We start from the raw sequence: 12,422 nt of genomic DNA on the forward strand, positions 1-12,422 counted from the left end.
GAGCGGATCAGCCGGACCGCGTACCCATCGCGCTCGCGAAACCTCGTGCGCGGCAGCGTTTCGCAGGCGGGTCAACCGCCGCCGGGCCGCGATCCGCCCCGGCTCCAGCAACAGCGCCGCCGCGGTGAGCACGCCCGCCCACGAAAGCGCGTTCACCGCAGGACCTTTGCGGTGATGGCATCGGTCCAGAGCAGTCCGGCACAGGTCAGCGTGGCGCCCAGCGGAAGCAGCCAGGCTCCGGCCGCCGACCGGAACAGCACGTACAGCGGAGCCGCGCCCATCAGCTGCCCCAGCGCGATGCCGAGCAGCGGAAGCAGGGCCAGCACCGCGGCGGTGGCCCGGGCACCGGCCAGCGCGGCCCGGGTCCGGTCGCGGAAACGTCTGCGGCCGAGCAGATCCAGCCGCGTGGCGGTGAGCAGCTCCGCCAGTGCGAGACCGTGCCGATCGGCGACCTGCCAGGCCTCCGCGAGCCGGGACAGCTCCTCCGGAATGGCGGTCGCGGTGCGGCGGAACGCCTCCGCACCGGAACCACCGAGCCGACTGCGGGCCGCGCTCACCGCGAAGGCATGAGCGGTCGGTCCGGTGGTCTCCACCGCGGCGATCTCGGCGGCCGCGCTCGGATGCGCGCCGATGCGGAGCTCGCCGATCACCGTCTCCAGCCCCTCCAGCAGCTGCACGCTCTGCGCGGAACGCACACGATCGGATCGAGCCCGGCGGCGGCGCGATGCCAGCGTGCCCGCGACCACGATCGCGGCCACCAGCGGACCCACACCGAACAGCAGCATCGAGGACAGGGCCGAGACCGCGGCGATCCGCACCATGGTCACCCGGCTCGGTCCGCGAAACCGACTGGTGCGCTGGAACAGTCGCGCGAAGCGGCGGCGCGCGGCCGACTCCGGAATCGCCAACAGCGCCAGGGCGATGCACACCGGAATCGAAGCCGTATGCCCGGTAAGCGACGTCATCGGCCACCGCCCTCCGGTGGTGGCGGATCCGCGCGACGATCACCACAGCCGCTCCGCCAGCCCGGTCGTAGGCCGGGCGGCTGACTGTGCCGCCACCGAAACAATTTGCCGCACCGTTGATCTCGCGCCTCACACTGCGCGTCCGCACAACTGTGCGGCGGTCCCGCCGGTGCGGCGGACGACCGCGGCTCCGGGCCGTTCGGCACTGTGTTCATCGGTCATTCCCTTCCGTCGGACAACTGGATCGAGCTGACTACAGCGGGGTTCGGTCGGTGAGCAGGTGGTGCAGGGGCGCGGCCGCAGGTGCCGGGCGGGCGTCGGCGGTCCAGGCCGGGACGATCTCGACCCGGCCGGAGGCCGGGGTGACCAGGGCGATTTCCCGGAGCGTGCGGGAGCCGTCGGGGCGGCGGTGCACGTGCAGGATCACCTGGATGGCGGCGGCCAATTGGCTGTGCAGGGCGTCCCGGGACATACCGCCCAGCGCGGCCAGCGCCTCCAGGCGGGCGAGGACCTCACGGGGTGAGTTGGCGTGCACGGTTCCGGCGCCGCCGTCGTGGCCGGTGTTCAACGCGGTGAGCAGGTCCACCACCTCCGCGCCGCGGACCTCACCGACCACGATGCGGTCGGGGCGCATACGCAGGGCCTGCCGGACCAGATCGCGGACCGTCACCTCGCCCGCGCCCTCGACATTGGCGGGGCGGGCCACCAGGCGCACCACGTGGGGGTGCGGCGGAGCGAGTTCGGCGGCGTCCTCCACACAGATGATGCGCTCGGCCGGGTCGACCTCGGCGAGCAGGGCCGACAGCAACGTCGTCTTCCCGGCCCCGGTTCCACCGACCACCAGGAAGGCGAGCCGGGCACGAATTATGCGCCGCAACAGCGCTTTCGCCTCCGGAGCCACCGCGCCCGCGGCGGCGAGGGCAGCCAAACCCTGCGAGGCCGGGCGCAGCACGCGCAGCGACAGACAGGTCCCGCCGTGCGCGATGGGCGACAGCACCGCGTGCAGGCGGACGCCGAAGGAATTCCCCAGGGCCGCTTCGGTTCCGGACAGCCGACCGTCGACCCACGGCTGCGCGTCGTCGAGTCGCCGTCCGGCGGACAGGGCCAGACGCTGCGCCAGCCGACGGACCGCGGCCTCGTCCGGGAAGCACACCGGGGAGCGGCACAAACCCTGACCGCGGTCCACCCACACCGCATCGGGTGCGGTGACCAGTACATCGGCCACTTCCGGATCGTGCAGCAGTGGCTCGAGCACCCCGGCGCCGGTCATCTCGGTCTGCAGTATCCGCAGTGCCCGAAGCAGATCCGTATCCCCGAGCATGCCGCCCGCCTCGGCGCGGAGGGCCGCCGCGACCTGTGCGGGCTCCGGCGCGCAAGCGCCCTCGGCCAAACGCTCCCGCACCCGGTCGAGCAGTTCGGCGGTCATCAGCCCACTCATGACACCGCTCCGGCCATCCGCGCGCCGATTCGACTGGGCCGCGGGGGCATACCCTGGCTCAACTCGGTGAGCACGAGATCGGCCGCCGTGCGCAGCGGGCCGCGCCGCCGAATGGTGAGTCCGCCGCGTTCCAGGCGTTCGGCCAGCCCCGGCTGCTGCGGCAGCGCCGCGAGCAAGGGCAGCGCCAGCGTCTCGGAGATCTCCCGGCCGCGCAGGCCGCCCGGCGAAGGTCCGCGAACCAGTAAGCGCACGTGTGGATTTCGCCGCGCAAGATAACCGGCCACGGATTCCGCGGCGGCAATCGCGCGCAGCCGAGCCGGCACCACCAGGACCACCAGATCGGCGGCGTCGAGAATCTCCTCGGTCTGCGGGCCGCGCTCGGCGGACAGGTCACAGATCACCAGATCCCCCGCCGAGCGACCCGCCTCGACCACCGCGCGCATTGCCGAGGGGGTGAGTTCGGTTGCGGCCGAGCCTCTTCCGCACGAAAGGACCGCCGTACCGGCAATGCCGGGCAGCGCGTCGTGCAGCGCCGCGGCCGAGACCCGGCCGTCCTCGATCACCAGATCCGGCCAGCGCAGCCCCGCGACGTGTTCGAGGCCGAGCAGCAGATCGATTCCGCCGCCGAATGGGTCCGCGTCCACCAGCAACGTGTGGATCCGGCTCCGCTCGGCGTCGGAGCGGCCCAGTACGCCGGGTGACCTGGTCCCCGCATCCGGCCTTCCCCGAGGCGGCGCGAACCTCGAATCGCGGCCGCCGACCGTGGAATCCGCAGCGTGCCCGCCGCGGCCCGCGCGGTCGTCGGATCGAGATCCTTCTCGCACAACGGTATTCGGCGATCGCGGGTAGTCCGGACCCCCGGCCGTCCGTACCGCGCGCGAACGGAGGGGCTCACGCCGGGCGGGTTCAGCTCCCGGCGACCGGGCACTCGACGAACCGCGGCGGACCCCGCCACTGGCGACCAGGGCAACCGCCGCCGCGAGCGTCGAGGCGCCCGCCCCACCGCCCGCACCGGCTATGGCGAGCACCGCGCCACCACCCGATCCGGCCTGGTCGGAGGCGGTGAAAGCGGCTATCAGGGCATCCGCCCCGGCGGGGAGAGCAAGGACACGTTCGGCCCCGATCTCGGTGGCGGTCTGCCAGTCCGGCAAACCCGGCTCGCCCGCTGTCACCAGGATGATTCCAGGCCGCCGGGCCGCGCCGGCGGATACGCAGCAACGGGCGGCGGCGGTGTCCAGGACTATTACGGGAGCGGCGGCCCACGGGTGCCGCGCGATCGGTGGGGTGCGCTCGTCCAGGGGCCGGTCGGCGGCGGCCGCGATACGGCGGACCTCATCACGCAGACGCGGGTCGGTGAGCAGGGCGAGCAGCCCGGGAGCGGGATCGGCCGATGACTTCATGCAGGTCAGCGTCGCTCAGTGCGGAGAGCGCCGAAAGGGGGTCCGGGGCGAATGTGGATAACACGCGGCCTGTGGATAAAAACCCGGGTGATGAAGTGGGACAGAACGGTCCGGAAATAGAGGACGGCCCCAGCCGGGGGGGGAGGAGGCTGGGGCCGTCGGGTTCAGCCCCGGGGGGTCGGGCTGAACGCGCCTGGAACAAGTCCAGGTGTCTGCGATACTACACCCAAGCCCCGGCCGGTTTGCAAGTCCGCCGGGCAAGTCTTTTTCCCGCCGACACGGCTCCGCTTCCCGCTGGCTAACCCGGGTCAACCGGGAAAAACCCGGCATCGACCACACCGCGGCACGCGCTCATCGCGACGGAAACATAAGCTGGGCACCGTGACAGCCGAACGCGGACGAGTCGCCGCCTTCTTCGATCTCGACAAGACGGTGATCGCGAGGTCGAGCGCCTTCGTGTTCAGCAAGCCGTTCCTGGACCAGGGTCTGCTCTCCCGTCGTGCCGTCCTGGAGAGCAGTTACGCGCATTTTCTGTTCCTGCTCTCGGGCGCGGACCACGACCAGATGGAGCGCATGCGCGAACATCTGACCCGCATGTGCGCGGGCTGGGATGTGGATCAGGTGCGCTCGGTGGTCGCCGAGACCCTGCACGACATCGTGGACCCGCTCATCTACGCCGAGGCCGCGGATCTCATCGCGGACCACCGCATTCGGGGCCACGACGTGATCATCGTCTCCGCCTCGGGCGAGGAGATGGTGGCCCCGATCGCGCAGGCGCTGGGCGCGGACCACTTCGCCGCCACCCGGATGGTGGTGCAGGACAACAAGTACACCGGCGACGTCGAGTTCTACTGCTATGGCGAGGGCAAGGTGGAGGCGATCGAAAAGCTTTCCGCCACACACGGATACGACCTGTCCAAGTGCTACGCCTATTCCGATTCGGTGACCGATCTGCCGATGCTGAGCGCGGTCGGGCATCCGACCGCGGTGAATCCGGATCGGGCATTGCGCAGGGAGGCGGCCGCACGCGGCTGGCCGGTGCTCGCCTTCTCCAATCCGGTATCGCTGTGGGCGCGGATTCCGCAGCCCTCCACCACCACCGTCGCGGCCAGTGCCGTGGTCGCCTTGAGCGCGGTGGCGGCCGGCGCGGTGAGCTACCGGCTGTTGCGTCGCCGCAGATGACCCTTGATGTGAAGGCCGTCACAGAGTAACAATGGACGCACGGAAGGACGGAAGGCCAAGATCGGATCGGAAGAGAAGATCCGGTTTCCCGACCCACCCTTCCCAGCACGGACACCAGGCACCCACGCGGAGCACGCCGCGACAAGGGCACGAGTAGTTGTGGGCCTGCGTTATCCGAGGTTCGGCGGTAATGCCTCGCAACTCATGCGGGGATGATCCGCACCGGACCCGGAGAGCTCGCCGAGGCCGTAGACACAACCCGAGAAGCACGCTTGGTAACCAGGCGATCCGTGCTACGCGGGCGGTGAGGTCGCAGCAGCGACTACGCCGCCCGCTTTGACGTCCGGACCGCCCCGATTTCTAGCCCGACGCCGAGTCCGCGATCGAACGGGCTTCACGCGCACCGTCTTCCAGCGCACCGCAGGTGAAGATCACCCAGCCGCCCACCCCCGTCGCGGTGCCCATGCCGAATTCGGCGGCCGCGTCCAAGTACGCCTGGCGGCGTCGCAACCAGAACACTTCGGGCACGCCGAGGCTGTGCGGATCCAGCCCACTGGACACCGCGACCAGACGTGACGCGGCCCGCGCGACAATGCCGTCACCGGTGCCGAAGGGCCGCAGCGCCAGCAGCTCGCCGTGCACGATGGCCGCGATCACCGGGGCCGGGGCCTTGGTGGTCAGCACCGTCTGCGCCAGCAGATCCAGCCGTTCGGCCACACCCGGCACACTGCGCGGCCGGCCCAGCAGCTCCTGGTCCTCGACCATGTCCGCCGCGGCGAGCAGATGCAGGCGGGCCAGCGCCTGCAACGGTGCGCGCTCCCACACCCCGACCAGGGTGCGCAGCGCATCACCGTCGAGAGCCTGGCCCACCCGCAGCGCACCGGCCAGAATCGGGTCCTCGACATTGCCGTCGGCGGGCAGATCGATGGTCCCGCCCTCGATGGCGGCCGAGGATCGCGCCGCGCGCACCGCCGCCTCGGCGGCGGTGGTCGGCCACCCGCGCCGATTCGCTTTGTGCCGATGCACCTCGGCCAGCGCGTCACGCGCCTTGTCGGCGGCTTCGCTCACACCGGGCAGTTCGACGAGTGGCTGTAGCGGGTCGGTCACGAGATACGAGGCTACTGGCGAGCGCCGGGCCCCCGATCGCCGCCTTGGTCGCGCGGCACACCGGCTCGCCCGTGCGAGAGCACCGCGAGGTCGCGCCGCTCGCCTCAGCTCACGAGCAGATCCCGGCCGGGGATGGCCTCCAGCAGCCGCCGTGTGTAGGGGGATTGCGGATTGTCGAAGACCTCGGTGGTCGGTGCGGCCTCCACCACCTTTCCCGATTGCATGACAACCACGTTGTCCGCGATCTGCCGCACCACGGCCAGATCGTGGGTGATGAAGAGGTAGGACAGGCCGAGTTCGGCCTGGAGTTGATTGAGCAGCTGCAGGATCTGGGCCTGGACGAGCACATCGAGCGCGGAGACGGCCTCATCGCAGACGACCAGCTCCGGGGAGAGCGCGAGCGCGCGGGCGATGGCCACCCGCTGACGCTGACCGCCGGAGAGCTCATTGGGATAGCGGCGCATGACCGAGGCCGGGAGCGAGACCTTGTCGAGCAGATCGCGGACGGTGGCCTCGCGCTCCTTCGGGGTGCCGATGTGGTGCGTGCGCAGCGGTTCCTCGATGGTGCGGTAGATGGAGTACATGGGATCCAGCGAGCCGTACGGATCCTGGAAGACCGGTTGCACTCGGCGGCGGAAGGCCAAGGCGGCCTTGGCTTTCAGATCGGTCACCGCGCGTCGGTCGAAGGTGACCTTGCCCGAGGTGGGTTCGAGCAGACCGAGCACCATCTGGGCCACGGTGGATTTGCCGGACCCGGATTCACCGACGATGGCGGTGGTGGTGCCGCGCCGCAGCTGAAACGACACATCGTCGGCCGCGACCAGTTCGGTGGACTGCCACGGTGTGCTGCCGCGGATCTTGTACACCTTGGTGAGATGCTGCACGGTCAGGAGTTCATCGGGCGCACCGACCAATTCGGTATCGGTCTCGGCGAGCTGCCCGGCCACCTGTACCGCCTGGGCGCGCACCTCGGCGCGCTGCTGTACCGAGGAGAGCCGCTGCGAGGCCAGCGACGGCGCGGAGTTCACCAGCTTCTTGGTGTACAGATGCTGGGGTTCGCGCAGAATCTGTTGTGCCGGACCGGATTCCACCACCTTGCCGCGATACATCACCACCAGGTGTTCGGCGCGCTCGGCCGCCAGTCCGAGGTCGTGCGTAATGAGCAGTACGGCGGTGCCGAGTTCACTGGTGAGGGTGTCGAGGTGGTCCAGGATCTGTCGCTGCACGGTGACATCCAGCGCCGAGGTGGGTTCGTCGGCAATGAGAAGCTGTGGGCGGCAGGACAATCCGATAGCAATGAGGGCGCGCTGGCGCATACCGCCGGAGAATTCGTGCGGATACTGGTTGACCCGCCGCTCGGCGTCGGGCATTCCGGCCTCGGTGAGCAGTTCGACCGCACGCTGTTTGGCGGCCTTGCCCGTGGCGATCCCGTTGGCCTCCAGGGTCTCCCGGATCTGGAAGCCGACCTTCCACACCGGATTCAGATTCGACATCGGGTCCTGCGGCACGAAGCCGATGCCCTTGCCGCGGATGCCGACGATCTCGCGTTCGGAGGCCTTGGCCAGATCCTTGCCGCCGAACATGATGGAGCCGGAGGTGATCTCCCCGCTGCCGGGCAGCAGATCGATAATGGCATGCGCGGTAGTGGATTTGCCGGATCCGGACTCGCCGACGATGGCCACGGTCTGGCCCGGGTACACCGACAGGTTCACCCCGCGCACGGCGGGAATCCGGGCGCCCTCCGAGGTGAAGCAGACATTCAGGTCGCGGACCTCGAGCAGTGGTTCGTTCATGGTCGTCACCTCTTCCGAGCCTTGGGATCCAGGGCGTCACTCACCGCGTCGCCGAGCATGATGAAGCTGAGCACGGTGAGCGCCAGTGCGGTCGCCGGATAGAACAGGATGGCCGAGGTGCGAATCTCCTTCTGGTTCGCGGCGATATCGGATCCCCAGGAGACGATCTGCCGGGAGAGTCCGACGCCCAGATAGGACAGCGTCGCCTCGGTGACGATGAAGACGCCCAGCGAGATGGTGCTGACCACGATCAGCGGACTGACCGCGTTCGGCAGCACATGCCGGACCAGGGTCCGGAATCGCGATACCCCCAATGCCTTTGCGGCGGTGACGTATTCGCTGTTACGCGATTGGATCACCGCCCCGCGTGCGATGCGGGCCGCCTGCGGCCAGCTGAACGACGCCAGCGTCAGCATGACCGTCCAGATGGTGCGGGTGGCGAGCAGCTGCATGAGCACGATGGCGGCCAGGGTCAGCGGCAGAGCGAAGAAGATCTCCGCGACGCGGGAGATGACCGCGTCCAGCAGTCCGCCGTAGTACCCGGCGAGCGCGCCGAGCGTGCCGCCGATGAAGACGAACAGCAGGGTCGCGCCGAGTCCGGTGGCCACCGAGGCGCGTGCCCCGTAGATGGTGCGGGCGTAGATGTCACAACCCTGTTTGTCGTATCCGAACGGATGTCCGCTGCTCGGGCGATGCATGCTGAAATCGCCACTGCAATACCGCGGGTCGACGCCGGTGAACAGCTGCGGCCAGACCGCGACCAGCACGATGAACAGGATCAGCAGCGCGGCCACGATGAAGATGGGGTTGCGCCGCAACTGTTTCCATGCCTCCCGCCAGACGCTGGTGGGCGCGGCGGTTTCGTCGAGCCGATCGGTGGCCAGCACCTCCACCTCGTCCGGCGGTGCGACGAAATGCTCTTGGCCGGGCCGGATTTCGGATACCCCGAGCTTGCGGTCAGGCATAGCGGATCCTCGGATCGAGTGCGGCGTAGAGCAGGTCGACGATCAGATTGGTGAGCAGCAGAATGACGATCAGGACGGTCACGAAGGCAACCACCGTGGGCGGTTCACCGCGGGTGATGGCCTGGTACAGCGTTCCGCCCACGCCCGGGATATTGAAGATGCCCTCGGTGACGACCGCGCCGCCCATCAGGAAGCCGAGATCGGTGCCGACGAAGGTGATGACCGGGATGAGCGAGTTGCGCAGGATGTGCACCAGGATCACCCGCCGCCGGCTCAGGCCCTTGGCGGTGGCGGTGCGCACGTAATCGGCGGACATGTTCTCCGCCACCGAGTTCCGGGTCAGGCGCAGGACATACGCGAAGGAGAGCGAGCCGAGTACGAAGGCCGGCACCAGCAGGTCGGTGAAGCTCGCCTTCCCGCCCACGGTCACCGGTGCGATGCCCCATTTCACGCCGAGCAGGTACTGCGCCAGGAAGCCGACCACGAAGATCGGTACGGCGATGATGATCAGGCTGAGCACGAGCATGGTGGAGTCGAAGAGTTTTCCCTTGCGGAGTCCGGCGACCAGGCCGAAGGCCACGCCGAACACGAACTCGATGGCCACCGCCATGACGGCCAGCCGGAAGGTGATGGGGAAGGCGCGGGCCAGTTCGTCGCGGACGGGTCGCCCGGAGAACGAGGTCCCGAAGTCAAGGGTGACAATGCCTTTCAGGAATTCCAGGTACTGAATGAAGAACGGCTGATCCAGGTGGTAGCGAGCGCGCAGCGCCGCCTCCACCGCCGGGGTCATCTTCTTCTCGCCCGCGAGGGCCTGAATCGGATCGCCCGGAATCAGGAACACCATCGCGTAGATGAGGAACGTCGCCCCGAGGAAGACCGGGATCATCTGGAGCAGCCGCCGCACGACATACCAAGCCATGTTTCACTCCAATGAGCGGCGGGGGCCGCGCGGTGTCAGCGCGCGACCCCCGTGTGGCGGTTTACTTTTCGATGTTCTCGAAGTCGAACAGGCCGGACCAGCTGACCTCGGCCTTCTTCACCTTGCCCGAGCGCCCGGCCGCGACGTTGTAGTCGAAGATCGGGATATCGGCCATATCGCGGAACAGCACCGTCTGCGCCTGGGCCAGGATGTCGTAGGCGGCCTCCGGGGTGGCGGCGGCCTGGGCCTTGGTCAGCAGTTGGTCGAACTCCGGGTTGGAGTACTGGGTGTTGTTGGAGCCGGAACCGGTCAGGTACAGCTGGGTCAGGAATTCGAACATCGACGGGTAGTCGCCCTGCCAGCCGTAGCGGAAGGCCTTGCCGATGGTCTTGTTGGTGACCTCGTCGCGAATGCTCTTGAAGGTCGGGTAGGGCACGCCGACCGCGTCGATGCCGAGGGTGTTCTTGACGCTGTTGGCCACCGCTTCGATCCAGGCCTGATGGCCGCCGTCGGCGTTGTAGCTGATCTGGTAGGTGCCCGACCACGGCGAGATGGCGTTCGCCTGCGCCCACAGCTTCTTGGCCTCGTCCGGGTTGAACTTCAGCACCTCCGAGCCGGGCAGGCCGCCGCGGAAGCCGGGCAGGGTGAAGGCGGTGAAGTCCTGGCAGGCCACGCGGGTGCCGTGGAAGACGTTGTCCGCGATCTGATCCCGGTTGATCGCCATCGAGATGGCCTTGCGCCGCAGTACGCCCTCCGGGCCGCCGAAGTGCGCGACCGTCGGCTGGATGCCGATGTGCTGGCTGTAGGCGATCGGATGCTGGATGGCGCGGTCGCCGAGATCCTGTTTGTAGGTGGCCAGCGCGCTGTCCGGGATGATGTCGAGCGCGTCGAGGTTACCGGCCTGCAGATCCGCGTAGGCGGTCTCGTAGGACTGGTACATCACGAAGCGCAGGCCCTTGTTCTTCGCAGGGCGGCCGCCGTGATAGTCCGGGTTGGGCAGGAGGTCGATCTGCACATTGTGCTGCCAGTCGGAGAACTTGTACGGGCCGTTGCCGATCGGGTGTTCGCCGAATCCCTTGGTGTCCTTGAAGAATGCCTCCGGCATGGGGTAGAACGGCGCGTAGCCGAGCTCGAGTTCGAAGTCGATCGAGGGCTCTTTGAGGTCGATGGTGAAGGTCTTGTCGTCGATCACCTTCAGCCCCGAAAGCGTCCGCGCCTTGGGCGGATCCGCCGAAACGTCGTCGTACCCGGCGATTTCGGCGAAGGCCGCGTTCTGCAGCTGGCCGTTGGTGCCCAGCGCACCGTAATTCCAGGCGTCGACGAAGGATTTCGCGGTCACCGCGGTGCCGTCGGTGAACTTCCAGTCCTTGAGCGTGACCTTGTAGTGCTGGCGATCGGTGGTGTCGATCGACTGCGCCACTTCATTGGAGGCCTTGCCGCTGGCGTCGTAGTACTTCAGGCCGGCCCACAGCCGGTCCACCACGCGGCCGCCCATATTCTCGTTGACATTGGTGGGCACCAACGGGTTCTGTGGTTCGCCGCCATTGACCGTGACGAGGTCGGAGCTGTCACCGCCTCCGGATGAACAGCCGGTCAGCGCGAAGCTCGTGGCCATCAACGCTGCCGCCGCCAGCGTGGTTATCGTCTTGATTCTCAACGCGTTTCTCCCGGTTTCCGGAAATGGCGAGGGGACGGTGAAACGCGCCGAAGGTCCTTCAGCGCTATCCACGATCCGCCTTGGGTGAAACGGACAGTAACCGTCCGACACGCAGATTTCAGCGGTTCGAAACGGGATTGTTCGCCTTGTTAGCAATCCGGCAACATGACCGGTGCGATCCGGGGGTCGCACCTGACACTTTGCACAATGCGACGAAAGGGACGTTCATGATTCGGTCACGCGGCGACTGGGATCGTTCCCCCGCCGAGTGAGACCGAAGGTGACAGCCGCACCCGCCCCTGGTCACACTCGGTTAGGGTCGAACGTGGCCGCGGTCACCCCGCGGCCTGCACGCGCGAGAGAAGAAGAGAGAGATGACCGAAACCACCGCCGATCACCTGGATGCCTATCCACCGAGCGCTGAGTTCGCCGCCTCCGCCAACGCCGACGCCTCTCTCTACGAGCAGGCCGCCGCCGATCGCGAGGGCTTCTGGGCCGACCAGGCGCGGCGCCTGCACTGGGCCGAGCCCTGGACCCGGGTGCTGGACTGGGATGACGCGCCGTTCGCCAAATGGTTCGTAGGCGGCAAGCTGAACGTGGCCTACAACTGCGTCGACCGGCATGTGCTGGACGGGCACGGCGAACAGGTCGCCATCCACTGGGAGGGCGAACCCGGCGATTCCCGCGCCATCACCTACGCCGAACTGCTGGCCGAGGTGTCCCGCGCCGCCAACTACCTGACCGCCCTCGGCCTCGTCGCCGGGGACCGCGTCGCCATCTACATGCCGATGGTCCCCGAGGCGATCGTGTCCATGCTGGCCTGCGCCCGCCTGGGACTGACGCATTCGGTGGTCTTCGCGGGCTTCTCCCCCAGCGCCCTGCGCCAGCGCGTGGACGACGCGGCGGCCCGGCTGGTCATCACCACCGACGGGCAGTGGCGGCGCGGTAAGCCCGCCCCGCTCAAGAGCGCGGTGGATGAGGCGCTCGCCGAAGGGG

Annotated in this window: 10 protein-coding genes; 2 read left to right on the plus strand and 8 right to left on the minus strand. The window is 68.4% G+C overall.

All coding sequences use genetic code 11. The features are described 5' to 3' along the window. Positions 1-152 precede the first annotated feature (152 nt). The 3 genes from NA10_RS34635 to ssd form a co-directional block, all read right to left on the minus strand. Positions 153-965 (minus strand): type II secretion system F family protein, encoded by an 813-nt coding sequence (locus tag NA10_RS34635; protein WP_067574935.1) that lies wholly within the window; start codon positions 963-965, stop codon positions 153-155. A gap of 253 nt (positions 966-1,218) precedes the next feature. Continuing rightward, positions 1,219-2,403 carry a TadA family conjugal transfer-associated ATPase gene (locus tag NA10_RS34640; protein ID WP_067574936.1) on the minus strand — a complete coding sequence of 395 codons (1,185 nt, stop codon included), beginning with the start codon at positions 2,401-2,403 and terminating at the stop codon, positions 1,219-1,221. Continuing rightward, the gene (gene ssd / locus NA10_RS34645) at positions 2,400-3,803 is read right to left on the minus strand and encodes a septum site-determining protein Ssd (protein WP_067574937.1); all 1,404 of its coding nucleotides are present in this window, start codon (positions 3,801-3,803) and stop codon (positions 2,400-2,402) included. The genes NA10_RS34640 and ssd overlap by 4 nt, the downstream gene beginning before the upstream one ends. A gap of 372 nt (positions 3,804-4,175) precedes the next feature. Here ssd and NA10_RS34650 point away from each other — a divergent pair, with 372 nt between their 5' ends. Further along, positions 4,176-4,985 (plus strand): HAD-IB family hydrolase, encoded by an 810-nt coding sequence (locus tag NA10_RS34650; RefSeq protein ID WP_084515686.1) that lies wholly within the window; start codon positions 4,176-4,178, stop codon positions 4,983-4,985. Positions 4,986-5,345: 360 nt separating this feature from the next. On the opposite strand, the gene NA10_RS34655 is transcribed toward NA10_RS34650, so the two are convergent. The 5 genes from NA10_RS34655 to NA10_RS34675 all read right to left on the minus strand — a co-directional run bounded on the left by NA10_RS34655 (position 5,346) and on the right by NA10_RS34675 (position 11,384). After that, positions 5,346-6,092: a Fic family protein gene (locus NA10_RS34655; RefSeq protein WP_067574939.1), complete on the minus strand. Its 747-nt coding sequence runs from the start codon at positions 6,090-6,092 to the stop codon at positions 5,346-5,348. Positions 6,093-6,196: 104 nt separating this feature from the next. Next, positions 6,197-7,885: a dipeptide ABC transporter ATP-binding protein gene (locus NA10_RS34660; RefSeq protein WP_067574943.1), complete on the minus strand. Its 1,689-nt coding sequence runs from the start codon at positions 7,883-7,885 to the stop codon at positions 6,197-6,199. A gap of 5 nt (positions 7,886-7,890) precedes the next feature. Further along, a complete protein-coding gene (locus tag NA10_RS34665; protein WP_067574940.1) occupies positions 7,891-8,850 on the minus strand; it encodes an ABC transporter permease in 960 nt (319 codons plus the stop codon). Continuing rightward, complete coding sequence (locus NA10_RS34670) at positions 8,843-9,769, minus strand: ABC transporter permease (RefSeq protein ID WP_067574941.1); 927 nt, start codon at positions 9,767-9,769, stop codon at positions 8,843-8,845. Before NA10_RS34670 ends, NA10_RS34665 begins: the two co-directional genes overlap by 8 nt. Before the next feature lie 61 nt (positions 9,770-9,830). Then, on the minus strand, positions 9,831-11,384 hold the full coding sequence (locus NA10_RS34675; protein WP_067574942.1) for a peptide ABC transporter substrate-binding protein: 1,554 nt from the start codon (positions 11,382-11,384) through the stop codon (positions 9,831-9,833). 416 nt (positions 11,385-11,800) lie between these two features. On the opposite strand from NA10_RS34675, the gene NA10_RS34680 reads away from it, so the two are divergent. Then, positions 11,801-12,422 (plus strand): AMP-binding protein (locus tag NA10_RS34680; protein ID WP_157556980.1); only part of this gene is annotated, 622 nt, incomplete at its 3' end.

Origin of the sequence: Nocardia acidivorans NBRC 108247, assembly GCF_001625085.1 — a bacterium.
Classification (GTDB): domain Bacteria; phylum Actinomycetota; class Actinomycetes; order Mycobacteriales; family Mycobacteriaceae; genus Nocardia; species Nocardia acidivorans.